Source organism: Paenibacillus odorifer (genome assembly GCF_000758725.1).
Lineage (GTDB): Bacteria > Bacillota > Bacilli > Paenibacillales > Paenibacillaceae > Paenibacillus_AQ > Paenibacillus_AQ odorifer.
Window position 1 is genome coordinate 193,850 of sequence record NZ_CP009428.1, and the last position, 26,832, is coordinate 220,681.

A 26,832-nucleotide genomic window follows, 5' to 3' on the forward strand; every position below is an offset into this window, starting at 1 on the left:
CTGAAGGCGGCATGGATGTATTTCAGCATTTAAAGGAAATTTTGTACTGTGTTAACCTTTGGATGACAGTAACAGGGATGCGCAGGATTGATTTCGTGTATACTAGGGTATGAAGTAGTAAAGGTAAAATTTACTTGGCATTACTGCAGGGCAGGACAAGATATACATATTTGCCAGCGGCTTGAAGCCGCGGAGGGCTGGGGTGACGAACATGATAACACAAGAAATATTACTCGATTTCATGCGGGAAACTGCATATAAACCAATGACTTATGAAGAGCTGGTGAGTCATTTTGCTCTAGAGGATAGCGAGGGGTTTAAAAAGTTCGAGGAACTGCTGATTGAATTAGAGCAGGATGGAAGAATTGTATTAACCCGTACTGCACGTTATGGCGTGCCAGAACGGATGGATTTGCTGCGTGGACGTTTACAAGCACATGCGAAGGGTTTTGCTTTTCTAATCCCGGATGATCGTGATCATCCTGACGTATATATCCATGCAAATGATCTTAAGGGAGCTATGAATGGCGATATCGTTCTGATTCGTATTACCTCTAAAAGTCCGTCCGGCGGACGTATGGAAGGCGAAGTAGTACGTATTGTAAAACGTGGCGTGTTGCAGACGGTAGGTGTATTTCAGAACCTGGAGACCTATGGTTTTGTGCTGCCTGATGATAAGCGGATTAATCGTGATATTTTTATTCCGAAACAATCCTTTAAAGGTGCTGTTGATGGTCAAAAGGTCGTTGTGCGAATTGTGAGTTATCCGGAAGGCCGAGCAGCGGCAGAAGGTGAAATTATTGAGATTCTCGGACATAAGGATGATCCGGGTGTTGATATTCTTTCCATTATCCGCAAACATCAATTGCCTGAGGCATTTCCAGCTGAAGTGATGGATGAAGCCGATAGCGCTCCTGATTCAATTACAGAAGAGGAGATTGCGGAGCAAGGAAGACGCGACCTGCGCGGACTGAACATTGTTACGATTGATGGCGAAGATGCTAAGGATTTGGATGATGCGGTAAACGTACAGCGCTTGGAGAATGGACATTACAAGCTGGGCGTCCATATAGCAGACGTAGGTTATTATGTGCGTGAAGGCTCTGAGCTGGATAAAGAAGCCTATGACCGCGGTTGTAGTGTGTATTTAGTAGACCGGGTTATTCCGATGCTGCCGCACCGTCTATCGAACGGAATTTGCAGCTTGAATCCACAGGTAGACCGGTTAACAATGTCCTGTGAAATGGAGTTTAACGAGCAAATGAAGGTTGTGAAGCACGATGTCTTTACGAGCGTGATTCGCACCAAAGAGAGAATGACTTACTCCAATGTTCGTAAAATTCTCGAAGACGAAGATCCAGAGCTGCTGGAACGTTATAGTCCACTAATTGACGATTTCCGCCTCATGAAAGAATTGGCGATGAAGCTACGCGATGCGCGGATGCGCCGGGGTGCGGTTGATTTTGATTTTGAAGAGAGCAAAATCATCGTGGATGAGAACGGCAAGGCTGTAGATATCGTGAAGCGTGAACGTTCTGTAGCTGAACAGATTATCGAGGAGTTCATGCTGGCGGCAAATGAAACAGTAGCTGAACATTTCCACTGGTTGAAGGTTCCGTTCCTTTACCGGATTCACGAAGATCCAGACCCAGAGAAGCTGCAAAATTTCATGGCTTTTGCGGCCAATTTCGGATATCACGTCAAGGGTCGTGGCAATTCGGTTCATCCACGTGCTTTGCAGGATTTGTTGGAGCAAATCCAAGGCACAAAGGAGCAGACGGTCATCAGTACGATGATGCTGCGTTCTATGAAGCAGGCAAAGTATGATGCGGAGAGCACGGGCCATTTCGGACTGGCTGCGGAATACTATTCTCACTTCACTTCTCCGATTCGCCGGTACCCCGATTTGGTCATTCACCGCGTAATGCGTGAAGTGATTGAGAATGGAGGGGCATTGACCCAGAAACGGCATGATTATTTGTCTAGCCGGATGCCTGACATTGCTCAGCAGTCTTCGGAACGCGAGCGTGTGGCGGTAGAAGCTGAACGCGATACGGAGCAACTGAAGAAAGCAGAATACATGCAGGATAAAGTAGGCGAGGAATTCGAGGCTATGGTCAGCAGTGTGACCAGCTTCGGAATGTTCATCGAGCTGGATAATACCGTCGAAGGTCTTATTCGTCTCAGTGCAATGAGCGACGATTATTATCATTTCGACGAAGGTCATATGGCGCTCATTGGCGAGCGCACATCGCGTGTGTTCCGTATTGGTGACGAGGTGAAGATCCGAGTCGCCAAAGTAAATATGGATGACCACACGATCGATTTCGAGTTGGTCGACATGAAGCCACGCGCGCCAGGCGAGCACCGCGGTGGTGGCTTTGCGGGCGGCCGCGGAGGCAAGGGCGGCCGCTCGGGCGGCGGCTTCATTAAGCCGGCCGGGGGCAAAGGCGCCGCGGGCAAGGGACGCGGCGGTAAAGGCAAGCCCGGCGGCGCTGCTGCAGGCGTGGGCAAGGGCAAGCCGGGCGCAGGTGTGCGCGCCGGTGATGGGCCGCGCGAAGCGGCCGGTGTTGGCGCAGCGGGCGGACGCGGTAAGCGGAAGCGCGGGCGCGAGGCCGGCGAGGATGCGAGCCGGGTAGTTGCTGCGCCGGGCGCAGAGCGCGGAGGCGAAGCCGGCGGCAACGCAGGCGCGCCGCGTGAGCGCAGCAGCGGGCGAGGCCGCGGCGGAGACACCGGCGGTGCCGGTGGTGGACGCGGCATCAGCTTCGGCTTTGGCTCCGGCAAAGGCGGATACGGCGCTCCTGCGTCCGACTCCTCCGGCGGCGAAGCGCGGGGCGTGGACGGCAGCACGAAGTTCCGCAGCCGCGAGGATCGCGGGGGTAACTTTGGCGGTGGAGAAGGCCGTAACGGCGCTCCTACAGGCAAAGGCCGCCGCAAAAAGAAAACCAAGGGCGGGGTGTTCATCGGCCAGTCCGTGACACCAGGCAACGTAGAGACATCTGAGCAAGTCACTTCTAAACGAAGTGACAATAATGGCGGCGCTCCAGAAGGAGCACCACGTAAGCGTAAAAAGAAATAAATGACGGTTATGCGCTGCATAACTCTATAACGATACTAAGCACCGTCCCTCCTGTGGCGGTGCTTTTTAACTAATAATCAACTTGGTTAATTGCATTATGTGCAGTTAAATTTGGGTTATGTAGTAAAAGTGGTGGCTAATTGCATTTTGTACATCTAAATCTGATCAGTTACCCATAATTGGTCTGATTTCGCTTTTTTAGCTGCAGAAAGTGCAACTAATTAGTTTTTTGGCGGTGATAAGGCTTAAATAGTTGCACGAAATACATTTATATAGAAAAACGTAGGTGATAGCAAGTGAATAGTTAGAGGATAGGATAGGTACAGTATAGGATTGCACAGTATAGGTAAAAGCAGCGCTATTTGAATAGGCGTCGAATAGATGTATATCCAAGAAGAGGGAAGCGGATAATTGAGAACAAATAGGTAATAAGTAAATAGGGTAGATGGATATAGATATGTGGAGATTAGTGGAAAAACTCCAGATCAACTCAGCTTAATGCTTTTTTGTAACAAATGCTAGATATTGGGTAATGTTACTGACAACTCTATGACAAATTAGGTGAAGTATATTTGGTTGAAGGTTCCTTGCGCTCACTTGATTCCATTTGTTACAATATAGATCAGACGTTCGATGGCTGTGTCGTTTAAGATTAGACAGACATGGTTACTTTAACTTATGAATATGATTCAAGGAGTGATTCTCATGGGTAAAAAAGCAGACGGGAAAGTACTTGCCCAGAACAAGAAAGCTTCCCATGATTATTTTATCGAGGATACTTATGAAGCTGGCTTGGTGCTGACGGGTACAGAGATCAAGTCGCTGCGTAATGGCCGCGCTAATATTGGAGATGCTTTTGCTACGATCCGTAATGGCGAGATTCAGATTCACAACATGCATATCAGCCCTTTTGAACAAGGTAACCGTGCCAATCCTACCGATCCCACACGCACACGTAAATTGTTAATGCATAAGGAGCAAATTCATAAACTGCTGGGCTTGTCCAAGCGAGATGGGTTTACGATTGTGCCACTTAAGATTTATGTGCGGAATGGCTATGCAAAGCTGCTGATTGGTCTTGGTAAAGGTAAAAAAGAGTATGACAAACGTGACTCGGCTGCCAAGCGAGATGCTCAACGTGATATCCAGCGTGTACTGCGTGATAAGCAAAAGATCGCCAGATAATCTGGGAGAACTAGACGATTCAAATGAGTTCCAGTTTCAACCTTCAATTCCTTTAACCCACGTGTTAAAGTGTTGATAAATGTGCTATACTGAGTAAGTAAGTTAGTTATTGCTTCGTTACAGTTTTCTTGAATAAGAAGCTGTAGATTGGATCTCTCTTGCTTGGAAGATCCGCTTGATCCGAAGCGCCCTTTTTAATGAGGGGCCGTTCTTGGATTCGACGGGGGTAGTTCGAGCATGAGTAGCGAGTAGTGGGGACGCGTCCGCTTCATCAACGCTAAAGCCTATTAAACGGCAAACAACAAAACAACTACGCTTTCGCAGCCTAAGAAACTGTGTGCGTGCTTCTACTCTGCATCGCCCATGTGACAGGGATAGGGGCTAACAAATAGTGGGATACGCTGTCTCATCTCCGCCTGCGGTGAGCTGAAGAAGACAATCAGGCTGACCCAACGTATAGCCGGTTACGGGGCGATACTCGGGTGACATCAAAACTGTGACTACACTCGTAGAAGCTTATGTGCCGTTATCTTCGGACAGGGGTTCGACTCCCCTCGGCTCCATATGGAGTTTTAGAAAAAGCGACCTTTAGGGGTCGCTTTTTTGTATCCTCATAATTAAAGTTAGGCAATGCCTTTTAATGATTTCAGCCAATTCCTCAAATGTGTACTTGTGGTTTATCATGTCTACTATGTGGTCTCGGAATGTTTGGTATGCATATTTTTAAACTGCAAAAGATTTCTCTACCACCACGAATACCATCCGCATGAGGATGGTTCCCATACTATGGTTAACGGTACCCTTTTGCAAAGTTTCTTTGTTATAATTATTATAATAAATCTCTTCATTGGCTGGTGATTATGAATGAGTGAGAAATTTTGGTTAGTAGTACAGTATCCTCTAAAAAGTGAAAAAGGAAGCCAACGTGATAACTGGTTAAGAGATAAAGTCATGGAATACCTGGACATATCTCTAGTAGATACTAACTTAGGTTGTGTTGATGGCTTTGATATGGGTAAATGCATTTCCGACCCGAAAAAATATGCTCTTAATATATTTTGTATCATTACGGAAGAAGAACGGAGTATAGCCTTGATAAAGAGAGTGTTAAGAGATAGCAGGCTTGATTATACTCGTATAAAAATTGCTACAATGCCCTATGGAAAAGAAGAAACATATAGTCTTAAATTTTCCTATAAAAAGGGTGTTACCGATTTTTCGCTATAGCACAGTTTTGAGTTTAGAATTACAACTACACCGTAAACAATTTTCTGGCGGGAGTCATGAATTTTGTGACATCAAAACTGTAACTACATTCGTAGAAGCTTATGTGCTGTTATCTTCGGACAGGGGTTCGGCTTCCCTTGCTCCATAAACAAAAACCCGCTGAGATAGCGGTTTTTTGCTGTTTAGAACTCGAATTGTAGATCAAATGCAGACAAGGAATTATGGGAACTAATATATTGATTTTTGTAGACATGTTGTCTACATCTAAAATTAGATCATTCACTTTGAAGTTAATAATTAGTGGCATATTTTCCGAAACTACATCTATAAGAGCTCGAACTGATATAAGATTAAATTATGGCATTATGCATCCAAAAGCAAAAATATTCGGAGGAATTACTATTATGAGTTTTACTATTGATTATGTTAAAAACAAAAACAGAATTATTGTAACATCGGACGGTATGGAAGTTGAGGATGCCTTTGCGTACGCAGAACAATTTCCGAAGGTACTGAAGAAAACTAAGCGAGGGTTTACAGGTATGACTGTAATCACTGGTGGCCTGGTATTTAAGCAAGAAGTGATGGCGATTCTTGCTCCAACTGGTGAAGATGCTGTGAAAGCTGGAATCTCTACAAAACACAAATGGGTGTATGTTGCGCCTACAGCTTTCTACAAAACGCAAATGAATCGTATGTTTAAAGATATTGCAAACTTGTACGAATCGATAGAAGAAGCTGAAGCGTATCTTGATTCTGCAGGGAATTAGCAACTATAAAAAAACTTTAGTAAACCTTCTGGTAGTATACATAAGGTTCATCGTTCTTCATTCAACGTCGTGGTTGGTGGTCATAATTGTTGCTTGGATCCAGCCATCATCTGTAGCGCCAAGGGTACTTTCTGAATATTGAAGAAACGCTGTTAAAAAACGATATATTCAGGATTAACTTATATAATTGCATCACTATACTAAGGAGTTATCTTTGATCAGTCTCCTTAATCAGAATGACTTATCAAATATTGGTTAGAATGCTTCTAGGGGAATTCAAAACTGTAACTACACTCGTAGAAGCTTATGTGCCGTTATCTTCGGAGAGGGGTTCGACTCTCCTAGGCTCTATTCGAAAGACCCGCTGATAAAGCGGTTTTTTTCTTGTTTATGGACTAAATTGCAGTCAAGGGATAAAAGGCTAACCTAAGATGTGAAGAGTACATAAGGAGATAAATGAAAACCAGTACACTTATGCTATAATTTAATAAAGTGCTTCTGTGCTTTTAGAAAAATTGGAATAAAGGATGCATTGATCAACCATGTATGAGAATCAGACTTCTATGCACCACAAGCTGTTTATTATCGGCGCAGGTGCTGCCGGACTAATGGCCGCTGTTACTGCGTGTGATATGGGTATCGATACTGCCATTCTGGAGAGTAACGACCGGATTGGAAAGAAAATATTAATGACAGGTGATGGGCGCTGCAACATTACGAATGAATCCACTGCGACAGGTACGGATGAAGCAGTCGCTTTATCGCGTAAGTATCACAGTAATCAGCCCGGATTTCCACTTAAGGTAGTACAGCAATTTGGCATCCGTCAGACCATTGATTTTTTCTCCTTTCTCGGGCTTCCGCTTACAAGATTGAAGGATGGCTTGATGTACCCGATGTCGCTGCAGGCAGCAGCGGTGCTGGATATTTTCCAGCTTGCGCTGGAGGATCGGAATGTTCCGGTGTACCTCAATAACAAAGTGTTGGATGTTACTGTTTCGAAGAATCATCCGCGCTTCAAGATAAAATGCCAAACGGAGACAGAGGAGGAGGTTGTTTATACTAGCGACTATCTACTTCTATCTGCAGGTGGCCTTGCCGGTCCAAATGCGGGAAAAGAACCTCCTGGGTATACACTTGCTGAACGTCTGGGACACACCCTGATTGAGCCTTTACCGGCCATTGTGCAACTGAAGCTGCAATATCCGAATATGAGAGCACTGTCCACTATCAAATCTCAGGGACAAGCTCATATTATTGTAAACGGTAAAGTCATCGGCAGTGAACAGGGCGAAATTGCCTTTACGGACTATGGTATTACTGGTCCGCCAATTCTCCAGCTAAGCAGGAAGGCTGCGTATCATCTTGCAAGAGGAGAACAGGTGAAATTATCGGTGGATCTGATGCCTGACCGCACGGAGGAAGAGTTAGTTGAGTTTTTAGAAAGGCTCTGGGAGACTTTTGGACACCGGACGGTTGCAGATTCTCTCGTTGGCATCTTTAACAAGAAGCTTGTTACGGTCCTACTCAAGGAGACCGGCTTAGATCAGCAGCCACAGCTGCTTTGCCAGGCTCTGTCGTTGAAAACTAAGGAGAAATTTTATCGAATCTTGAAGCGCTGGGAATTTAAGGTGACGGATACTAATGGCTTTACGAATGCACAAGTGACAGCTGGCGGCATCGATACGTCGGAAATAATCGAAGGAACGCTGGAATCCAAGCTAGTACCTGGGCTTTATTTGGCTGGCGAAGTGATGGATGTGGACGGAGACTTCGGCGGCTATAACCTACAATGGGCTTGGAGTTCCGGATATGTGGCCGCCATGGCGCTAGCTAAGTCAATTCAATAAATTTATTAGGAAAAGGGATGCATCAATTAACATGTATAAGGATCAGACTTCTAAGCACCACGAGCTGTTCATTATCGGTGGGGGTGCTGCAGGTCTAATGGCTGCAGTTACAGCGAGGGATCAAGGTATTGATACAGCAATTATTGAAAGCAATGACCGGCTGGGGAAGAAAATAATAACGACGGGTAACGGGCGTTGCAACATTACGAACCAATCCACCGCCACCGGTACGGATGAAGCGGCCGCTTTATCACGCAAGTATCACAGTAATCAGGAAGGATTCCCAATACATGTATTGCGGCAATTCGGTGTCCGCCAAACGATCGAATTTTTCTCCTCGCTCGGGCTTCCTTTTGTAAGCTTGGAGAATGGCCGGATGTATCCGATGTCGCTGCAGGCGGCTTCGGTGCCGGGTGTATTTAAGCTGGCGCTGGAGGATCGGAATGTTCCCGTATATTATAAACATAAAGTGTTGGATGTTACCGTTTCGGCGGGACATCCGCGGTTCGCGATAACCTGCCAGGCGGAGACAGAGGAACAGGTTGTGTATACCAGCGACTATCTTTTTCTATGTGCAGGCGGCCTTACCGCTCCCAAAACGGGAACGGACGGCTCCGGTTATACGCTTGTCCAACGTCTGGGGCACACCTTGATCAACCCGGTGCCAGGCATTGTACAATTGAAGCTGGATTATCCGTATTTGAAGGAACTATCGGGCATCAAATTTGAGGGAGAGGCCCATGTTATCGTAAACAATGAAGTCATCCGCACTGAGTCTGGTGAGATTCTTTTTACGGACTATGGTATCTCGGGCCCGCCCATACTTCAGCTCAGCAGAAAGGCTGCGTATAATCTCGGAATAGGAGAATCGGTGACATTGTCGGTTGATTTAATGCCGGAGCGCACGGAGGAAGAGTTAATTGATTTTCTGGAGATCCACTGGGGGATCTTCGGACACCGGACGGTTGCCGATTCCCTTATAGGTATCGTCAGCAAGAAACTGATTCCAGTTCTGCTGAAGGAGGCTGGAATTGATCAACAGTTGCACCTGCTTTGTCAGGATCTTTCGTGGAAAACAAAAAAAATATTTTATAAAATCTTGAAGCGTTGGGAATTTAAAGTGACCGATACCAATAGCTTTACTAATGCACAAACAACAGCTGGTGGCATCGATACGACGGAGCTAACCGAAGGAACGTTGGAATCTAAGTTAGTCCCTGGACTGTATTTGGCAGGTGAGGTGATGGATGTCGATGGAGATTGCGGCGGCTATAACCTGCAATGGGCCTGGAGCTCCGGCTATGCCGCCGCGATGGCGCTTGCTGATCGACGTGCTAGCACCACGTAAGGGGGGCAGATGGTTGCTGACTCTTAAACGATCACCTATCACTAGGCAGAGGTTTGCTGTAACAAGTCTGGTTTTAGTAATGTGAAAGCGATGAGGGTTGTTTCTCATCGCTTTTTTGTGATTTTTTAAAGTTTGGTGCTCATTTAAAAATGATTGTTGGGGTTTAGCGAAATATCAATATTCGTTGCTTAACTCTGATGTCTTCATTTTACCTCAACTTTATTGTCGTCCCTTTATTAATCCTTAAGTTTATCAAGTAGAGCTAGTATTCGTCTATTTTTTGTATCTTCCTTTTTAGCAAGCTCAATATAATTAATCTGCTCTCGTTTAATGTAATCAGGCTGGTTTAGAAATGTATTCAGCATGTGGTACTCTTCAAGGTTTGTAGTAATGTAATCTGGCACAATCAGTTTACGATTTTCCTCGCATTTCTTAAGTATTATATGTAATGTATCACCGAGCTCTTTTTGTAATGCTCTTCGAATAAATTCGTTATAAACAAAATAATGCCCATTCTTTGACGGCAATAAAGTATGGTCAAATTCGTACCCGTCAACAGAGATTTGAATAGGTACTTTACCATTAGTATTGAATATCTCCCTTACTGAATAGGGGAAATAGACTACTTTCCATTTCATTTTACCTTCCAGCAGCTTTATCTCACTATCAAATTCATAAACCATATTAAATAACACTCCTCGTGGTAAAGAAGCTGATTTCGGTCACTCATTTTATCATAGCCACTTTGCTGTTTCTAGGTGATTCGAATTCAATATGCTGTTGCAATAACCTATATGATGTTGAACATGCCTTATCTGCATGAGGATAACATCAGTTTTAGTTATTTCTTCGTATAGTACACATGGTTCCAATAATCTGCAGTCAGTAAGTTCATCAAAAAAATTACGAGCCACACTCAATATCTCCTCTAGGTACGTCGTCATTTCCTCCTTAGTAGGGTAGTCAGAGCACTCCTTATCTAAGTCTTCTGTTATATCTTTACCGAAGTCAGGTATTTTGAATTCTTCATCCTTCTGCTGCCTAAACCAAAATTTCATGCTGGTTGTAGCGTGGAATATATGCTTCCAGTATTTATGCTTGGCATTCTTCCAAAAATGATCAGGACATACTTCGATAAGATTCTTCAACATTTCTACGGTTGGATCAAACTGTCTTCTTAAAACAGCCACCATCTTATCACTCATGTTCATCAACTCACTTCTTGAATTTTAGAATCTTAACTTTATTCTTGTTCTCAGCAACCAAAACCTTCCATTTTACGATGGTGCATTTGGAAAATTTGTGTCACATAATAATTTAATGAAGCTGTCGCTATTTATCTTGAATTAAAAGTATTGCAATATAGGATAGGTTCGCGATTCAATCATAAAAAAATTATTACTTATACTGGAGGAACCTCTAGAAGATGAACCCACAACTGTTACAGGATTTTCCGTTCTTTGAACATCTTGATGATGAATATTTAGCTGAAATTACTAAGGTATGTGGCGAGCGTACTTATATAAAAGGAGAGTCCATCTTTTTGAGGGTGAAGAGGGAGAGGAGCTCTATCTGGTTCTATCTGGAGTTGTTCAAATCTATCAAGATAACCACTCTAGGGATGTAGTACTCTCTATTTTTAGAGTAGGTGATTTCTTTGGAGAGATGGCTTTGTTGCAAAATGAAAGAGCGCGCTCTGCTTCTGCAAGGACCATTGAGAAGTCTACCTTATGTATTTTGAAAAAACGCGATTCATTACTTTACTAAAAAGTAATCCGGAAATACTAATCGGCATTTTGGAAACAGCATTAGATCGTCTGCGTGATGCCAATAAATTAATAACAAACTTAACCGTTATCGACGTGCGTACGCGTATTGCTCGCGTGTTGTTGCGTCTAACAGAACAGCACGGAGTGCCCTCTGATGAAGGTGTTCTAATCGATTTGAAATTAACGCATCAACACCTGGCGGATATGACAGGAACGGCGCGTGAGACCGTGAAAAAATCATTGCTTGGATTACAGGATGAGCAGTTGATACGTATTGATTAAAGGAAATACATTATGATGCGGCTCCATAGGTAGTAAAAGAAAAGACACCTTGAAGGGTGTCTTTTTACGTTATTGCAGCTTAAAAAGAAGATTCCAACAGTATTCCCGACTTTAATGAAAGTTCCCGGTTTCATTTTCCGTGAATTTGCCGTCGCTGTCATGCTGAGATTGCTTGCGGCGATCATTACGGGCTTGTTGCTGCTGTTGGGCTTCCAGGCTGTTTACGGGCGTGGCTTCCAAATCTTTTACAGTGTTGATCAGATTCTTGTCTGGTTTATTTGCGCTCAATTGAAAATTCCTCCTTGTTTACCTAATGGTTGTGAATTTTATTATGTGCTGGCTACTGTGTGGCTATTCGTGTTGTATGATCACAATCCATTCGCTGTCCTATAATCATTAGCTCAGAACACGGTTAGATATGGGAGATATGAGTAAATGATTGTTTCGGAACCTTTTTTAGTTTTGATATGTTGAACGTGTTCTGGTTCCAGAATTTGTATTATTTTCGAAGGGATACAGGGGCTAGATGCAGGATCTCTTTCTAAATATTTAGGAGGTGAAAAGAGAAACTTCATTTTTTGCAAGCGGTTACAATAATATCTGCAACAAATTAAATCGGGAGGAAATAAAATGAAAAAAAGAGTTGCAAAGGTAACCAGTATTGTTGTGTTGTTTTCTCTTGCTCTTTCTTTAATAGTAGGTGGATGGACAAATACGGTGGTGCATGCTGCTGGTCTTGCGGTAACAGGCAGTGGAGGCTGGAATGAAACGGCATATGTGGAATGGTCACCTGTAAGCAATGCGACAGGGTATAACGTTTATGTTAAATTGGCAAGTGCAGCGGATTCTGGGTATCAACAAATTAATAATGAGTTAATCCGCAAATATTCTTCCTACTGGAGAGCAGATGCTGTTGGGCTTGCAGCCGGTAATTATGTGATGAAAGTTGAAGCTACCTTGTCAGGGGGTGGGACGGTAAGTGCGGTTTCAAATCCACTATCCGTAACGTCATATGACCGCTCAGGATTTGCTTTTTCGACTAGTTCGCAATATGGTACAGGATCAGGGGCTTATAATGAGAATGGAACCCTCAAGAATGGTGCTCAAGTGCTGTATATAACATCTCAGAATGCGCAAACCGTAACCCTTGGTGTGAAAATCAACAGCTCCGGCGCTGTACAAACAGGGGTTGGTCTGGGTGGTATTCTGACACTGAGACAAAAAGGTTATGATACAACTCCACTTGCGATCCGAATTATCGGAAAAGTTACAGCTGCTGATCTGAGTGGACAGCTTAACAGCAGTGGGTATCTTGAAGTCAAAGGTAAAAACAATTATTCGGAAATGAATATTACTATTGAAGGTATCGGGAATGATGCTTACGCGTACGGTTGGGGAATGCTTCTAAGATATGTAGGTAATGTGGAAGTAAGAAACCTGGGTGTAATGTTATTCCCTGACGATGGCATTTCAATGGATTCCGGCAATATGAATGTCTGGGTGCATAATAATGATATTTTTTATGGAGCTGCTGGAGGCGATGCAGACCAAGCCAAGGGCGACGGTTCCACAGACCTTAAAAATGGATCCAACTATATTACAATCTCTTACAACCATTACTGGGATTCCGGAAAATCCTCGCTAGTTGGTTTGAGTGAGCCGGCTGAATTTTTTGTTACCTTCCACCACAACTGGTTTGACCATTCGGACTCCCGTCATCCGCGGATTAGAGTGGCTTCCGTCCATATCTATAACAACTTTTTCGATGGTATCTCCAAATACGGTGTGGGTGTAACTACAGGTGCTTCAGCTTTTGTAGAATCTAATTATTTTAGACATGCTAAATTTCCAATGATGATCTCCTTACAAGGTACAGATGCTTTAGGGGAGGGTACGTTCTCAGGCGAAAATGGAGGTGTGATTAAAGCCTATAACAATCTTATTGTAGAGGCTTCAAGTCTCATCTATGCGAATTCAAACACAGGGACAGCTCCTGCTAATGCTACCTCATTTGATGCTTACTTAGCTTCGTCAAGAAATGAAACCGTCCCAAGCTCATACAAAGCACTAAAAGGCGGAACAGCCTATAATAACTTCGACACGAGCGTAAATACAGGAGTGAACGTATCTAATATTGATAACGTAAGCAATGTTGAACAGATTGTTATGGCAAAAGCCGGACGTCTGAATGGCGGAGACTTCACATGGGAATTTAATGATTCAGTGGATGACGTTTCGTATGCGCTGAATACAGCGCTGATGTCTGCAATCAGAGGCTACACAACGGGACTTGTCTCTGTAGGGGGGAATTCAAACCCAACGAACCCGACTCCGACTCCATCAGTAACACCTACGCCAACAGTAACTCCTGTGCCAACAGCGACCCCAGCTCCAACAGCAACTCCTGTACCAACGGCGACTCCAGCACCGACGACAACGCCAGTGCCGACAGCGGGAGCAACCGTTCACAACTTTACTACGGATGGAACAACAAGCAGCTTCTTCAATATCCAAGGCAATCTCTCAACAAGTAAGGGAACTGTGGCATATCAGGGTTTAACCCTATCCCAATGTCTAAAAATCGAGAGTGCAACCAGCATTCAATTCACTTCTGCTAAAGCTTCAACGCTAACCCTAGTGTTCAACACAGAGGGAACGAAAATCAAAGTGGATGGAACAAGTTACCCTATAACCAATGGCATTGCCACTGTCTCTCTGGCCGCAGGTGCGCATACCATTACAAAAGATAGTACGGCGAATCTGTATTATATGAAGCTGGAATAGGGAACTGACCGCCTCTACTTTAATATGGAGTATCAGAAAAGCGACCTGTAGGGGTCGCTTTTCTTTGCTTTTTCTTATGGTCTTATTACTTGAGTTATTGTCGATTGAAAAACTATCAATTTTGTGTTTATTTGATTAATCTTTATCATCAACCAAATCAATAATCTCACGAATATCCTCAATATTTAAAGCTTCTGCAATTTTGCTTATATGACTAAAGTTAATATTCTCCCTTTTTCCATTAGCTAACTCACTTAATGCAGCATGTCGGACATCGGATATTCTGGACAATTCTCGTAGGGAAATCTTATGTTTTTTGGTCAATTCTGATATTTTTACTATAACTCTCTTTCCCACTTCTAATCCCCTCACTAACTCTGAGTTTTCATCTTGACTATACGCATAAGACGGATTTTCTTTTCATGAGAATAAACCTCTCAGTTTTTAAGAAAGCTGCTGTAAGTAAAGTAAAAGACATCTTAACCGTGTCTTTTACTTTACTATATAAGCACGTTTCAGCGCTTCAGGATAGTTGACCAGCCTATACTAATTCTCGGTTATTCCCCATACCGGTCAATCGCCATAGCTGCGGATTTCAGCATGCGCCGCTTAAGATGCTCACCCTCGACGATTTTTACGCGCAGGCCAAGAAAACGGATTTTGGACAATAGGAATTCGCTGCCGTCTCTCATGTAGATGACTTTGATTCGATAGATGCCCGAATTTTCATCAAAGGACACGGATTTATCAAAACAGGAAAAGGCGTACAGAATTCGGGACAGCTCAGCATTAAAGGTGGGAATGACTTGAATACATGCACATTCTTTCTGATCCTCTAATAATCGCGTTATTCTTGCTTTTAAGTCATCAATCCGTTTGGCAGGGAAGGGAGCTACTTCAACAGAAACAATGTTTTTTAGTTTAGTGGACATAAGAGAACGTTGCCGGGTGCTGTACCATTGCAAATACCACTCCCGCTTATACATGTTGTATTCCAGCTTATGAGGGAACCCGGCTTGGTCAGTTCGTTGGCCTCCATGCTTAATATGGAAAGTAATAAGGATCGCTTGATTCTGCATGATTATACGGCGGAGTGTACGAAGCATTGGGTGATAGACCTGCCGCTCTTTGCTTTTAGCTTTCTCCATAATAATTCCCTGCACTTCTGTGGACGCTTCTGCCTCCAATATGGAGTTCAATTCACTTAAGGTATCCAGTGTAAAAGCTGCTTCTGAGGCCGGGTGCATTAACATGGTTTTCAGCCAGGAACGTTCCTGGGAGGTCAGCGCTAATGAACCCACTTCGTCGAGGCGTGAAATGATTTGGAAGTTAAATATTTTCTCAAATGGATTCATAATAGCTGTGAATCTCCTTCCACTCCGCGATAAATTGCTTACGCAGCCAAGGGGGTTCTAATACCTCGCAGCTCGAACCAAAGCTTCGTAACCACGGCTTAATTTCATAAATACCATTCACTGTGATCTCATAAAGGAATGTAGAATCGGACTCTTCCGTAATTACTCCCCACTGTCCCTGCGCTTCAACCCGCTCCCGAATAAAATTAACACCAGAGCGATTGGGGTTATAAAATCTCGCAGCCACTTTAATTGCACTGGTGGTATCTATAACCCAGCTGTTTGTCATCTGCTCTTCCAGATTGCTGAGTTTCTGAGCAAACTCTGATTCTTCCACAGTGTCGCCCTCCTCAATTTGAGTAAGGCCCTCCATTCGGAATTTCATGATGCCCATACGTGAATTATGTCCGATTAAATACCAGCGCCCATATTGATGGTCATAGATGACGCGGAGCGGAAGAACGGTTTCTGTGACGCCCCTTGTTTCCCGCTCAAAGAGAGGATTGGTATTCTGAGAGGCGTAGTTTTTGCCCTTTTTAGGGGATAGATATAGAAACTTAATTTTTTTTCGCTGCTGAATCGCTGCAAAAATTGTGTATAGGTGTGCCTCGTCAAGAATACGTGAATGATAATTATATTTGTATCTATGGGTTTCCGTAGCTTCGGGGTTATAACCCCGCTTCCGCAGGACCTTTTTTAAGGTGTCGCGCAGCAGGTAACCTTGCACCGACGGAGTCTGCGTGTTGGCGATGACATCAACATAGTCGTAAAGATCCAAGAGCTGATCGCCCGATAATTGATCAATCAGATCGTTAGCAGCCTTGTATCGATAAGGACGGCCCTCATTTACACGAAGAATAACGCCAACTTCCTCAAGATATTTCAGATCTCCACGGATGGTCTTCTCATCGGGCATTGGACAATCGGTTGGCATTTGCTCACTGCAGACATCCTGTAGATCTTTAGCCGTTAGCTCCTGAGTCTGAAGCGCAGTTAATAGTAGAGTAAGCCGGATGCTCTCCGTTTCCTTAAGCGACTTCGCCCGGAACAAGAACAGGAGCAGCGGGTCGGCAGATTCATAATAGTTATAGCGGAGCCACTCAGAGAGTTCCGTTCCTTGTTCTGTAGGCAGGTCTTGTTGTAAGACGGTTACCATGCCCTTCAGGTTGCGCAGCGTTTTGTCATAGGTATGTACAGAAATGCCGAGACGATCGGCGAATTGTTGTCTGCTGTAAGCTCCCCCCGCTAAAGAGAGCATGCGAAGAAATTGAATCTCCTTGTCAAAACTTTCCCGGGCCATTTGTATCCCTCCAGCCTGTAGCGAATCCATTAGAAATAGTAGTACTTATTATATTAAGCACCAGAGTTGAATAAAATGGAAGTATTTTTGGCCGCCGCCATACTTCCGCCCTGTTCGTTACAGGGAAGATGAGCGAAGATAGATCCATGAAGCCGAAGCAATTCTGAAGAGGCGTTCGAATAGTATCAATGGTAGAGAATAGGGAAGTAACCGATCTGGAGGGATGAAGATGGATCCTATAAACAAGCTTATCTGTGAGCAGCTGGAACAGATTGAATATGAGGAGCAAGTTACAATATTGTATGCCTGCGAATCAGGCAGCCGGGCCTGGGGATTCCCATCGCAGGATAGTGATTATGATGTGAGATTTATTTATCTGCATAAACCGGAATGGTATCTATCTATTTTTGATAAGCGGGATGTGATCGAGCGTCCTATTAACAATATGCTTGATATCAATGGCTGGGATTTGCGTAAAGCACTGAATTTATTCCGGAAGTCAAATCCACCGCTGCTGGAGTGGCTGCAATCACCCATTCAATATGCCGAAAAGTACAGTATAGCAGAGAAGCTTAGAAGCATCTCCCCGTACACATTTTCGCCGAAGTCTTGTATGTACCATTATTTAAACATGGCAAGAGGGAACTACCGTGATTATCTGCAAGGCGAACAGGTCAAGATCAAAAAGTACTTTTATGTGCTTCGTCCCGTTCTAGCTTGTGAGTGGACTCACCGATATGGAGAGATGCCGCCGATGGGGTTCGATGTACTGGTAGAGCGGCTTATTCCGAAGGATGAAGAGCTGTGGCAGGTGATTCAGCAATTGCTGGCACGAAAAAAATCCGGTGAAGAACTAGACTACGGACCGCAGCTAACCGTGATTAACGATTATTTAGAAGAACAGTTCCAAGTGTTGGATAAGGTGGCGGCGTCCTTGAATGCTAAGGAGAACAACAGAGATCATCAGCTGGATGCTCTATTTCGAGAAGCTTTACAGGAAGTATGGGGACGGGCTCTATAGAAAGATTGATAGGAGGAAGAGGTAGTGGCTATTGTACAACTGAAATCTACGAATCCAAAATTCACTTTTTTAATTAAAAAAAATCCAGTGACAGGTATGCAGCTTCGTCCGGTTCGTCAGGGAGTGGCTTATGGATGGTATTCTGATGAGGCAACTTATAACGTTTATTTTAAGGATGCAGATAACGATATATCCTACAAGCAGAACGGAAGCGAGAGCTTTGAGTATTTAAATGTCTCCCGGTTTAATACACCTCTATTTCCGCTTAATGCGGTCAATGAGTTTTTCTCTACACCCTTCAAAGCCCAGGATGAACGGGATGCGGAAGGATATGAGCATTCTTTTTTCATTAATATGGTTCAGGTTGAGCGGATACACTATATTGAATTTTTCCAAAAGCATTTAAAGGGATATACCTTCTCCTTGCAGCATCAGGCACATAAGAGCTATTCACTGACGATTACCACACATAAAAGCTTGTATCACCTCTTGCATGTTGTTGGTGTGCTGTCCTTGTTCTTATCCATATTTGGGGATGAGTACATAGATATTTCGGATGCTATTTTGGATAAATATATCCGCAGCCTTAACGTCATTGATGCACCCTTTTATATAAGAAGTCTATTTGCAAGGAATTTCCTTACCTCAAAGGAACGGTTCAAGCGATATAAAGCCTCCATCGAACAAACGGACCAGTATTCTATTGGGCTGGAGTATGGCGGTACTGCGATGCAGCGGCGTACTTTTATTTCGAGTGTGCTTCCATTCAATAAGCCGATTCTGGACATCGGTTGCGGAGAAGGTTTCTATGCAATTCCGTTTGCCGGGAAAATAGAGAGTACCTATTATGCGGTAGATATAGCTGAGGAGCTGCTGGAGGTTGTGAATCGGAAAGCGAAAGCTAAGGACATTGATAACATTGCAACCTTTGGCTCACTGGACCATTTTCTGGAGTCGTACAACGGGGAGCAGGTTGATGTGATTCTAACAGAAGTTGTAGAGCACATGAGTGAGGGTGAGGCAGCAGAGCTTATTCAGCAAATAATCGGTAATGTGAATTTTCAACAGCTTATTGTGACCACACCGAATGCTGATTTCAATCGTTATTATGAGCTGGAAGGATTCCGGCATGAGGATCACAAGTGGGAAATGGGACAGCAAGCGTTCGGGCAATGGGTTTTGGATACGATTCAAGGTTTAGCAGTCGAGGTCGAATATTTGATGGTTGGTGACCGGGTTGGCGAGATCCGTACGACGCAATGCGCTATTGTGCGAAGAAAGGAGGAATAGACAGTGGAAATTCAAACACGTGTACATACCATATTTCTGCTTGTAGGAGCAACGGAATGTGGGAAATCGACCTTTGCTAAAGAAGTTCTGATCCCGCAGTTAAAACTAGAGGATGCTTCTAAAGGGTTACGTACGAATGTGCAGTACTTATCCTCGGATAGTATCCGTCAGGAGATATTGGGCTATGACTATGATAAGTATGATCAGGTTATGCTGGAGGCGAGTTCGCATACCTTTCAATTATTGTTTGAGAGATTGAAGTTAGTCACTTCTTTTCCGATTAATGCGGAGTTTGTGGTGATGGATACCATTGGGCTATCCGAAGATTATCGTAGTAAAGTCCGTGAGATCGCCGGGCAAAATAATTACAATCTGGAGGTTATTCTGTTTGATTACCGCAAACGGGAGGATTACTACGCCTCAGAGCGCTCGAAGAAGCTGATCTCCAATCATTTAAACCGGCTCAGAAAAGAAGTCTTGCCTGTTCTGTCACGGGAAGGTTACAACAAGATTCATAAAGTGCGTGCTAAAGATTTTATTCTCGAGGGTGAAGGGATACCTAATCCGGACTACCGGGTGATTATACAGGATTGGGATACTTACGCATCTACGGTACTTCTACAAGCACAAGAGTATATTGTGGTTGGGGATGTTCATGAGTGCGTCGAAGAGCTTCAGGGACTATTACGTAATTACGGCTACCGGGAGCACGAAGGTAAGTTAAGTGCAACAGATAAGCTCAGTAACACACGAGTCATTCTTGCTGGTGACTGGATTGATAAGGGTAAAAAGACGCGGGAGACGATTGAGTTCTTATTTGATAACCGCGAGCATTTCCTATTTGTTATGGGCAATCACGAGAACTTTGTATACAAGTACGTAAAGGGGGAGATTCAAGGAACCGATCCGGAACTGCTAAGAACGTACTTTGATTCCACCCAAGTGCTTAAGGAGGATACCGCGCTTTTTAGTAAATTTTCGGATTTAGTGGAGCAATCCCAGCCCTTTTACCGCTATATCGGTATGCAAGGTCCTTCTTTTTATGTTACCCATGCTCCTTGCCGTAATAAGTACATTGGTAAGCTGGATACGAATTCACTACGCCATCAGCGTAACTTTCGGCTGGATCGTGAGGTTTCCTTTGAGGAACAGCTTGATTTCCTAAAGCAAGAGGCTGTGAGTAATCACCCCTTTCATCTCTTCGGACATATTGCAGCCAAGCAGACTTTTCGGATCAAAAACAAACTCCACCTTGACACAGGGAGTGCGCAGGGTAATGAACTAACTTCTGTTCGCATGTCGTTTAAACCTTTCTATAAAAGTCAAAAATCGCATGTGACTACGGTGCACGAAGAGCTACCTATCCTGTTCCGGGAAAAGCAAACCGTATCCTTGCTGGAGCTTGATTACGAGTCTGTGCGCAGACTGCAGTATTCCTCGCAGAACCGGGTCAACTTCATCTCCGGGACGATGTCACCTGCGGATAAGGATGTGGCTGCCGGTGAGCTTGAGTCTCTGCGAAAAGGGTTGGATTATTTTGCCGAACGTCGTATTTCAGAAGTCGTTCTGCAGCCTAAATATATGGGATCACGCTGTAGTTTGTACCTTTATCGGAACTTAGAGCAGTGTTATGCAATTAGCCGGAACGGCTATAAGGTTCAGGCGGTCGATCTGACGCCTATCTACGAACAGCTGCTTCATAAATTCGGAACCTATATGGCTGAGCAGGGGATCCGTGTGCTTTTACTGGATGGCGAGTTGCTGCCTTGGAAAGCGCTTGGGGATGGGTTAATTGAGCGTCAGTTCCGGCCAATTGGCAAAGCGCTGGAGACAGAGCTGGATTTCTTAAGACAATATGGATTTGAGGAGTCACTGGGTAAACTGATACAGGATTTTGAAGTAAGCGGGTTTGAACAAGACCAGCACCATATGTCGAAAGAGACGCTTAACAATAACTATGGGTCTCATGTTTACCAGACTTTTAAGCATGTCCGTGACATAAGAGAATCGTATGTAGATCTTGACCAGCGTGACGAAGCCTACCGAGTATACAAGCAGCAACTGGAGCTGTATGCGGGTGATGCGGAATTAGCATACAAACCTTTTGCAATCCTGAAGGAAGTGCTGGAGAATGGCGCTGAACGGTTACCTGACGGCAAAACCTCCGAACTATACAGTTTTTTAAATGATGATGAATTTCTGGTTCTGGACTTGAAAGAGCCTGATGCTTACATCAGAGCAGAGGAGTATTTCGCAAAGATAACGGTAGAGAAACATATGGAGGGAATTGTAATCAAACCGGAGCAAGAACAGCAGGGGGTAGTCCCATACATGAAGGTCCGCAATCCGGGCTACCTGTCGATCATCTACGGGTACGACTACAAGTTTCCACATAAGTATGCCAAGCTGATGAAGCAGAAGAATATCGCTCCTAAGCTTCGTACGTCCTTAATCGAACACCGACTGGGCAGACAAATGCTAGAAGTGAAGCTGGATGAGATCTCGTCTGACAACGAGGACTACAAGCAAATTGCAGCAAACTTGTTATTCGAGGTAACGAAAGAGAAAGAGATCGACCCGAGGTTGTAGAGGATTGTTACAGGCGAAGAAACTTGGTTTGCCAATTATGAGAATGAGTTCAGGCTGTCGGGAAGGTCACGGCAGTCTTTTTTTCGTTCGGGGAGGAAGCGGAAACAGCTATCTTGCAACAAACAGACAAATTAATGCAAGAAAACGTAAGATAGTGGTCATAGGCCTTTTTTGATAATAATATGAAACCTGAGAGGAGGCAGCACAACTTGGAAATCATTTTTGAAGAGGACATAGAAATGGACCGGGGTACTACGAAAGTAACAACCCACCCGGCTGAAAAGGAACATTGGGCAAATATCGAAGTAGCCATTCAAACATCGGAGAAACGGATCATGGTCATCAACGCCAAAAATGATCGCAATGTCTCGATTGTATCCAGCTCAATCGCGGTCATAGAGCCGGAAGGCCGTATGTGCAGTGTACGTGTAATTACGGGAGAAATGTTTCTTCTTAATACACGATTGAAATTTGTTGAAGAAGTTCTGAATTCACCTCAGTTTATAAAAATTAATAATCAGACCATAATCAACACCAGCTACATAAAAGAGTTCTCAGCAACGGATAATGCGAGAATAAAAGTGATTCTGACGAATGGTTCTTGTTATTTTGTCAGCCGCTATTATATTAAAAATTTCAGGAGGAACTATCATGGTTAATCAATTAAAAAATTCATTTTTTCAGGTGTTTACTTTAACTTCTTTATGGATAACGCTACTGTTAACTGTGTTTTTCAAGGATCAATCTATTGATATGTTATATCTATGGCGTATTGCAGGTATCGCCATTATTTCCGCGGGGATATTCGGAGTGATGTACAATGTGTTGTGGAACTATTTCACGTTAAGACCGCTTTGGAATATTCTGATTTCTTCGACCTTCAGTATATTTGGCGGAATGGGAATGGTGTGGTTATTCTCAAAAGAAATGTTCAACTTCATAAGCCCCTGGTTGCCTGGAATGTTGTTGTTATCGGTTATACTGCACACTATAGCTTTCTATTTCTACGCCAGAATTAATAGCAGGAAACAAGCTGAGGAGTTAAATAAAATTTTGAAATAACCTCGTTCTAATTGTAAAAACAGGAGGACGCACCTTATCGGTCCGTCCTCCTATCTATTCCTCATAAATACGCTTTAACCCATAATAACGAGCACGTTGTTTTCTGGCGCCATTTTGGCGACGGGGATCAGGTTGCCTTGAATTTCTTCACCGTTAATAACGATATGGGTAACCCCTTTTTGTACACCTTTCTTGTTCTCCACCTGGATGTTCAGCTTCTTCCCACGGAATTCCCGGACCATGGAAAAGTCTGTCCAGTCGGAAGGAACACACGGGTTGAGGCGAAGGCCATCAAATTGCGGTTGAACCCCCATAATACCTTCCACCAAGGAGACCATTACGGTTGAAGCGGTGCCGGTCAGCCAGTGGACATGGGCCCGGCCTTGATATGGGCTGTCCTTGGACTCGACAAACTGGCCATGTACATAAGGCTCGAGTTTGCGGATTTCGGCCTTATCGTTCATGCTGGCCGGACTGCAATTCAGGAAGTATTCGAACGCGCGCCCACCGTTGCCAATCATGGTTTCCGCCAGAATGAGCCATCCCTGCGGCTGGCTGAAGATGCCGCCGTTTTCCTTAGTTGAGGCGTTGAAAAGAGCCATCAACGCTACTGGCAAACCGTATTCACGGAACGGTGGGTAGAATAACATAGTGCCGTAATCGGTCCGCAGATTCTCATACACTTTGTCCATGGAGAGCTTCGCCTGATCCGGGCGGGCTGCACCGCTTAATACGGCCCAGCTTTGCGGATTAAGCCAAATTTTGGCCTCATCATTCTCCCAGGAGCCGATGGTATAGTTGTCTTCTGTAAATCCGCGGACGAATTGATCGTTCTCCCAAGCGTGCTTTTGAATGTTATCGTCCAGCTCATCAAGCAGGCCCTGCGCCCATTGAATGTCTTCAGGCTTGTTCTTATTTTGTGCAATTTCCATGAACACCTTGAATGCCATATACAGCTGGAATGCGACGAACAACGACTCGCCCTTCGCTCCAAGCCGTAGACAATCGTTCCAGTCGGCATGAAGCCCAACCGGCATGCCGTGTGCGCCCATACGATCCAGACTGAACTGAAGCGCCTGGCGCAAATGCTCGTACACAGTGCCCTCACCTTTATCCGAATAAGGGATTATTTCATCTGTAAAATCCCAGTTGCCACTTTCATTCAAGTATTTAATGACGGTTGGGAACAGCCATAAAGCGTCATCGGCCCGATAATGGGGATGACCAGTTTCCCGTACATATTCCGGATCATCCGGTGTGCCCTCATGCCCAGGATTGTGGTCAAATTTCACCAACGGAAGTCCACCGCCGTTGGAAACCTGGGCGGATATCATCAGTCTAAGACGTTCAAGGGCCATCTCATGATCCAGATGAATGATGCCTTGAATATCCTGCACCGTATCCCGATAGCCCAGTCCATTACGAAGACCGGAGTATTGGAAAGAGGCTGCTCGTGACCAGATGAAAGTGATAAAGCATTGATATGCATTCCAAGTGTTGATCATGTTGTTCAGGTTATCGCTTGGTGTCTGGACCTGGAAGCGGTTAAGCTTGCTGTGCCAGAATGCTTTTAACTCTTCGAGTTCTTTATCTACCACGGACAAGTCTTTATAATGGCTGAGAATCTCGGAAGCGCCTTTCTCATCATACTGTCCCAGTAGAAATGCGATTTCTTTCTCTTCTCCCGGCTGCAAATCTACGTTAATCTGCAGGGCACCGCAGGAGTTAGTATTGTAGTTTAATGAATTGGAGCATTGGCCGTTCTCCACAGAGGCTGGATTGCCATAACTGCGGTAATCGCCTAGGAACGTATCCCGGTCACCGTCATAAGCGGTAACTTCTGCACCTGCAGCGCCGAAGAATCTCCAGGTCTGTTCTTCGGGGGTGTTTTCATTGATGACTTGAAGGATCATATTATTTTTATAGTAGGTCCGTGAAATAAACAAAGTGTACTGAAGGTTGACGGTATCCTGCTCGTAGTTGTTATTGTTGGTTAATTCAACAAATCCGAAGAGAGCCAGCTTGCGTGCTTTGGAGTCATCATTGCGCACCTTCATGCGCCACACCTCGTAGGTTTTGTTCAGTGGCACATAATATAATGATTCTGTATGGATGTTATCGTAATCCGAGACGAGGTTCGTGTATCCGGTTCCATGATGGCATACGGACTTATATTGCTCCAGATCTTTACCCACAGGCTGCCAGGAGCCGGACCAATAATCCCCGTTCTCCAAATCTCTCACGTAAATATAGCGTCCGGGCTCGTCCTTAGAGTTGAAGTGGTAACGGATATGCCGCCCATTTGCGCCAGATTTTACAAAGCTATAACCGCCTGCGTTACCTGAGATGATCGCGCCATATTCCGGCGAGCCGAGGTAATTCGCCCAAGGGGCAGGCGTATTCGGCTTGGTAATGAGGTATTCCTTGTTTTTTTCATCAAAACAACCATATTGCATAACCATTCCTCCTATTAAGTGGTTAATGGGTCAATCTATAAACGCGCGTTCACAAAGGGGTGAAATATCCATGTGTAATTTTATTATAAGATACTTTTAGTAAATCGATAACCCTATATTTTAGCGAAAAAACGAACAAAAATGCTAACTTTTTTGGTAGGTGTAAAGCGAAAGACACCTTGAAAGGTGTCTTTTTTTATTTTTGCGGCATGTCTACTCCACTAAAACACCATTAACAAACGTCATAGTTTTATCTTTGAATTCAAGAATAAACTTGTTTGGAAAATCCAGATCGGTATGAATCTCCGTCCCCAACATAACTTTTTTTCCTACATCATCAAAGGGATTATGAAGTAAACCTCTAGGCGTATACCTAGTTTCAGAACCGATTACATTATTATTCTCATCGCGGATAAATTTAGTTTTTCCTGAGAACACGAGGTCCTTGCCATTTTCCAAAGTTAGATGAACCTCCAAACGATCCTTTGTCTTCTGATAATCTATGACTACATCTTTAGAGGATACAGGGAAACCGATAACAAAAAAACCAATAAGGGCCGTAGCCAGTATAAGTACCGATAAGACGGAAAAAATGAGAGTTTTTATATTCTTTTTTTTCACTTTTTTAAAATAATTGAGTTTGTTAACTTCCTCTTTATCAATAATAGGCACACTTAGATTTGCTGTGGCGGTCATTTCATTATAGGATTGAAGGCAGCTTTCACAGGATTTCAGGTGTTTTTCGATTTCTTCGTTACTATGTACAGAGGTTAGCTTTTCAATATAGGAAGGTAATAAATCCTGAATAATCTCGCATTTCATGAAGATCTTCCTTTCATCAATTTTTGTTTTCCACGGTAAAAGGTAACTCTTGCCCAGGTTTCATCTCTTCCAAGAATTTCGCCAATTTCCCGAAAACTGAATTCTCCGGTTAAACGCAGATATAATACTTCTTTGGTATTTGGATCAAGTAAATGAAGTTGTTTAAATAAATCCATTTTGTCCTGAGCAAAAATGAACTGGGATTCTGTTGAATTTGCGTTAGCCAAAGAAGCGTCTTCTAATTCCTCAGACTTCCGCTTGCGCTGCTTGTCCAGCTCCTGATACCACACATGTTTAGCAATTTGACAGAGCCATACGTATACTTTGCAGGTCCCATCGTATTTGTCTATCGATTTTATAGCTCTATAAAAAGTTTCTTGGGTAATTTCTTCTGCCAGCAAGTGATTATGACAAAGGCTAAATACGAATTTATATACTTGGGTTGAATATTCCCTGTATAATTGCTCGTTGTCCTGCATCCATTCACCTCCTCAAGTTATATATCCGTAAAAAGCTATAAACGTTACAAGTTTTTTTTAAAAAATTTGATTTATACAATTATCGCTTTCATCCCCGGTATGTGAGGGAATTAAGGAGGTTCAGCGTTAAGGCTGGTTTCACAGTAGGGTTACCCTTTATAATT

Annotated in this window: 25 protein-coding genes and 1 other RNA gene; 17 read left to right on the plus strand and 9 right to left on the minus strand. The window is 43.9% G+C overall.

Translation table 11 applies throughout. The features are described 5' to 3' along the window. Positions 1-211: 211 nt before the first annotated feature. The 8 genes from rnr to PODO_RS00970 all read left to right on the plus strand — a co-directional run bounded on the left by rnr (position 212) and on the right by PODO_RS00970 (position 9,459). Complete coding sequence (rnr, locus tag PODO_RS00945) at positions 212-3,079, plus strand: ribonuclease R (protein ID WP_038573989.1); 2,868 nt, start codon at positions 212-214, stop codon at positions 3,077-3,079. A 705-nt stretch (positions 3,080-3,784) separates the two neighbouring features. Next, entirely contained in the window at positions 3,785-4,264 is a 480-nt protein-coding gene (smpB, locus tag PODO_RS00950; protein WP_036687155.1) for an SsrA-binding protein SmpB, read from the plus strand. A gap of 201 nt (positions 4,265-4,465) precedes the next feature. Next, positions 4,466-4,830: a transfer-messenger RNA gene (ssrA, locus tag PODO_RS30295) on the plus strand. A gap of 298 nt (positions 4,831-5,128) precedes the next feature. Further along, entirely contained in the window at positions 5,129-5,491 is a 363-nt protein-coding gene (locus PODO_RS00955; RefSeq protein WP_036687156.1) for a hypothetical protein, read from the plus strand. A gap of 7 nt (positions 5,492-5,498) precedes the next feature. Then, positions 5,499-5,639 carry a hypothetical protein gene (locus PODO_RS31395; RefSeq protein WP_169744730.1) on the plus strand — a complete coding sequence of 47 codons (141 nt, stop codon included), beginning with the start codon at positions 5,499-5,501 and terminating at the stop codon, positions 5,637-5,639. Between the two features lie 256 nt (positions 5,640-5,895). Further along, positions 5,896-6,261 carry a hypothetical protein gene (locus PODO_RS00960; protein ID WP_036687158.1) on the plus strand — a complete coding sequence of 122 codons (366 nt, stop codon included), beginning with the start codon at positions 5,896-5,898 and terminating at the stop codon, positions 6,259-6,261. Between the two features lie 542 nt (positions 6,262-6,803). After that, positions 6,804-8,111, plus strand: a complete 1,308-nt coding sequence (locus tag PODO_RS00965; RefSeq protein WP_080742372.1) for a BaiN/RdsA family NAD(P)/FAD-dependent oxidoreductase — start codon at positions 6,804-6,806, stop codon at positions 8,109-8,111. A 31-nt stretch (positions 8,112-8,142) separates the two neighbouring features. Beyond that, complete coding sequence (locus tag PODO_RS00970; RefSeq protein WP_038568135.1) at positions 8,143-9,459, plus strand: BaiN/RdsA family NAD(P)/FAD-dependent oxidoreductase; 1,317 nt, start codon at positions 8,143-8,145, stop codon at positions 9,457-9,459. 236 nt (positions 9,460-9,695) lie between these two features. Here PODO_RS00970 and PODO_RS00975 read toward each other — a convergent pair whose 3' ends face one another. Continuing rightward, entirely contained in the window at positions 9,696-10,142 is a 447-nt protein-coding gene (locus tag PODO_RS00975; RefSeq protein WP_038568137.1) for a YdeI/OmpD-associated family protein, read from the minus strand. Positions 10,143-10,193: 51 nt separating this feature from the next. Then, positions 10,194-10,664 (minus strand): DinB family protein, encoded by a 471-nt coding sequence (locus PODO_RS00980; RefSeq protein ID WP_162164288.1) that lies wholly within the window; start codon positions 10,662-10,664, stop codon positions 10,194-10,196. Positions 10,665-10,885: 221 nt separating this feature from the next. Between PODO_RS00980 and PODO_RS31775 the strand changes: the two genes are divergently transcribed. The 3 genes from PODO_RS31775 to PODO_RS30305 are packed head-to-tail and all read left to right on the plus strand — an operon-like array spanning position 10,886 to position 11,510. Beyond that, a complete protein-coding gene (locus tag PODO_RS31775) occupies positions 10,886-11,086 on the plus strand; it encodes a hypothetical protein (protein ID WP_244886414.1) in 201 nt (66 codons plus the stop codon). Next, positions 11,032-11,226 (plus strand): cyclic nucleotide-binding domain-containing protein, encoded by a 195-nt coding sequence (locus PODO_RS32245; protein WP_370510621.1) that lies wholly within the window; start codon positions 11,032-11,034, stop codon positions 11,224-11,226. The genes PODO_RS31775 and PODO_RS32245 overlap by 55 nt, the downstream gene beginning before the upstream one ends. Next, positions 11,190-11,510, plus strand: coding sequence for a Crp/Fnr family transcriptional regulator (locus PODO_RS30305; RefSeq protein ID WP_080742373.1), 321 nt, complete (start codon positions 11,190-11,192; stop codon positions 11,508-11,510). The genes PODO_RS32245 and PODO_RS30305 overlap by 37 nt, the downstream gene beginning before the upstream one ends. Before the next feature lie 111 nt (positions 11,511-11,621). On the opposite strand, the gene PODO_RS31400 is transcribed toward PODO_RS30305, so the two are convergent. Then, a complete protein-coding gene (locus PODO_RS31400) occupies positions 11,622-11,798 on the minus strand; it encodes a hypothetical protein (RefSeq protein ID WP_169744731.1) in 177 nt (58 codons plus the stop codon). Between the two features lie 342 nt (positions 11,799-12,140). Here PODO_RS31400 and PODO_RS00990 point away from each other — a divergent pair, with 342 nt between their 5' ends. After that, the gene (locus tag PODO_RS00990) at positions 12,141-14,294 is read left to right on the plus strand and encodes a pectate lyase family protein (protein WP_038568140.1); all 2,154 of its coding nucleotides are present in this window, start codon (positions 12,141-12,143) and stop codon (positions 14,292-14,294) included. 135 nt (positions 14,295-14,429) lie between these two features. On the opposite strand, the gene PODO_RS00995 is transcribed toward PODO_RS00990, so the two are convergent. The 3 genes from PODO_RS00995 to PODO_RS01005 all read right to left on the minus strand — a co-directional run bounded on the left by PODO_RS00995 (position 14,430) and on the right by PODO_RS01005 (position 16,949). Next, positions 14,430-14,651 carry a helix-turn-helix domain-containing protein gene (locus PODO_RS00995; protein ID WP_036687168.1) on the minus strand — a complete coding sequence of 74 codons (222 nt, stop codon included), beginning with the start codon at positions 14,649-14,651 and terminating at the stop codon, positions 14,430-14,432. Positions 14,652-14,851: 200 nt separating this feature from the next. Next, positions 14,852-15,649, minus strand: coding sequence for a WYL domain-containing protein (locus PODO_RS01000; protein WP_036687170.1), 798 nt, complete (start codon positions 15,647-15,649; stop codon positions 14,852-14,854). Further along, on the minus strand, positions 15,636-16,949 hold the full coding sequence (locus tag PODO_RS01005; protein ID WP_038568144.1) for a helix-turn-helix transcriptional regulator: 1,314 nt from the start codon (positions 16,947-16,949) through the stop codon (positions 15,636-15,638). The genes PODO_RS01000 and PODO_RS01005 overlap by 14 nt, the downstream gene beginning before the upstream one ends. A gap of 229 nt (positions 16,950-17,178) precedes the next feature. Here PODO_RS01005 and PODO_RS01010 point away from each other — a divergent pair, with 229 nt between their 5' ends. The 5 genes from PODO_RS01010 to PODO_RS01030 all read left to right on the plus strand — a co-directional run bounded on the left by PODO_RS01010 (position 17,179) and on the right by PODO_RS01030 (position 22,911). Further along, positions 17,179-17,970 (plus strand): nucleotidyltransferase domain-containing protein, encoded by a 792-nt coding sequence (locus PODO_RS01010; protein WP_038568146.1) that lies wholly within the window; start codon positions 17,179-17,181, stop codon positions 17,968-17,970. A 24-nt stretch (positions 17,971-17,994) separates the two neighbouring features. Continuing rightward, on the plus strand, positions 17,995-19,260 hold the full coding sequence (locus tag PODO_RS01015; RefSeq protein WP_036687179.1) for a class I SAM-dependent methyltransferase: 1,266 nt from the start codon (positions 17,995-17,997) through the stop codon (positions 19,258-19,260). Between the two features lie 3 nt (positions 19,261-19,263). After that, complete coding sequence (locus PODO_RS01020) at positions 19,264-21,849, plus strand: metallophosphoesterase (RefSeq protein WP_038568149.1); 2,586 nt, start codon at positions 19,264-19,266, stop codon at positions 21,847-21,849. Between the two features lie 209 nt (positions 21,850-22,058). After that, entirely contained in the window at positions 22,059-22,508 is a 450-nt protein-coding gene (locus tag PODO_RS01025; protein WP_038568151.1) for a LytTR family DNA-binding domain-containing protein, read from the plus strand. Beyond that, positions 22,501-22,911, plus strand: coding sequence for a hypothetical protein (locus PODO_RS01030; protein ID WP_036687183.1), 411 nt, complete (start codon positions 22,501-22,503; stop codon positions 22,909-22,911). Before PODO_RS01025 ends, PODO_RS01030 begins: the two co-directional genes overlap by 8 nt. A 74-nt stretch (positions 22,912-22,985) precedes the next feature. Here PODO_RS01030 and PODO_RS01035 read toward each other — a convergent pair whose 3' ends face one another. From PODO_RS01035 to PODO_RS01045, 3 genes are all read right to left on the minus strand, one after another. After that, a complete protein-coding gene (locus PODO_RS01035) occupies positions 22,986-25,367 on the minus strand; it encodes a glycoside hydrolase family 94 protein (protein WP_038568153.1) in 2,382 nt (793 codons plus the stop codon). A 213-nt stretch (positions 25,368-25,580) separates the two neighbouring features. Next, a complete protein-coding gene (locus tag PODO_RS01040) occupies positions 25,581-26,189 on the minus strand; it encodes a zf-HC2 domain-containing protein (RefSeq protein WP_038568155.1) in 609 nt (202 codons plus the stop codon). Further along, complete coding sequence (locus PODO_RS01045; protein ID WP_038568157.1) at positions 26,186-26,668, minus strand: RNA polymerase sigma factor; 483 nt, start codon at positions 26,666-26,668, stop codon at positions 26,186-26,188. The genes PODO_RS01040 and PODO_RS01045 overlap by 4 nt, the downstream gene beginning before the upstream one ends. Positions 26,669-26,832: the final 164 nt, after the last annotated feature.

Bases quoted from the DNA above. Each gene is read 5' to 3' on its own strand.
- rnr (WP_038573989.1), top strand. From the start codon at position 212: ATGATAACACAAGAAATATTACTCGATTTCATGCGGGAAACTGCATAT.
- smpB (WP_036687155.1), top strand. From the start codon at position 3,785: ATGGGTAAAAAAGCAGACGGGAAAGTACTTGCCCAGAACAAGAAAGCT.
- PODO_RS00955 (WP_036687156.1), top strand. From the start codon at position 5,129: ATGAGTGAGAAATTTTGGTTAGTAGTACAGTATCCTCTAAAAAGTGAA.
- PODO_RS00960 (WP_036687158.1), top strand. From the start codon at position 5,896: ATGAGTTTTACTATTGATTATGTTAAAAACAAAAACAGAATTATTGTA.
- PODO_RS00965 (WP_080742372.1), top strand. From the start codon at position 6,804: ATGTATGAGAATCAGACTTCTATGCACCACAAGCTGTTTATTATCGGC.
- PODO_RS00970 (WP_038568135.1), top strand. From the start codon at position 8,143: ATGTATAAGGATCAGACTTCTAAGCACCACGAGCTGTTCATTATCGGT.
- PODO_RS00975 (WP_038568137.1), bottom strand. From the start codon at position 10,142: ATGGTTTATGAATTTGATAGTGAGATAAAGCTGCTGGAAGGTAAAATG.
- PODO_RS00980 (WP_162164288.1), bottom strand. From the start codon at position 10,664: ATGAGTGATAAGATGGTGGCTGTTTTAAGAAGACAGTTTGATCCAACC.
- PODO_RS31775 (WP_244886414.1), top strand. From the start codon at position 10,886: ATGAACCCACAACTGTTACAGGATTTTCCGTTCTTTGAACATCTTGAT.
- PODO_RS30305 (WP_080742373.1), top strand. From the start codon at position 11,190: ATGTATTTTGAAAAAACGCGATTCATTACTTTACTAAAAAGTAATCCG.
- PODO_RS00990 (WP_038568140.1), top strand. From the start codon at position 12,141: ATGAAAAAAAGAGTTGCAAAGGTAACCAGTATTGTTGTGTTGTTTTCT.
- PODO_RS01000 (WP_036687170.1), bottom strand. From the start codon at position 15,649: ATGAATCCATTTGAGAAAATATTTAACTTCCAAATCATTTCACGCCTC.
- PODO_RS01005 (WP_038568144.1), bottom strand. From the start codon at position 16,949: ATGGCCCGGGAAAGTTTTGACAAGGAGATTCAATTTCTTCGCATGCTC.
- PODO_RS01010 (WP_038568146.1), top strand. From the start codon at position 17,179: ATGGATCCTATAAACAAGCTTATCTGTGAGCAGCTGGAACAGATTGAA.
- PODO_RS01030 (WP_036687183.1), top strand. From the start codon at position 22,501: ATGGTTAATCAATTAAAAAATTCATTTTTTCAGGTGTTTACTTTAACT.
- PODO_RS01035 (WP_038568153.1), bottom strand. From the start codon at position 25,367: ATGCAATATGGTTGTTTTGATGAAAAAAACAAGGAATACCTCATTACC.
- PODO_RS01040 (WP_038568155.1), bottom strand. From the start codon at position 26,189: ATGAAATGCGAGATTATTCAGGATTTATTACCTTCCTATATTGAAAAG.
- PODO_RS01045 (WP_038568157.1), bottom strand. From the start codon at position 26,668: ATGCAGGACAACGAGCAATTATACAGGGAATATTCAACCCAAGTATAT.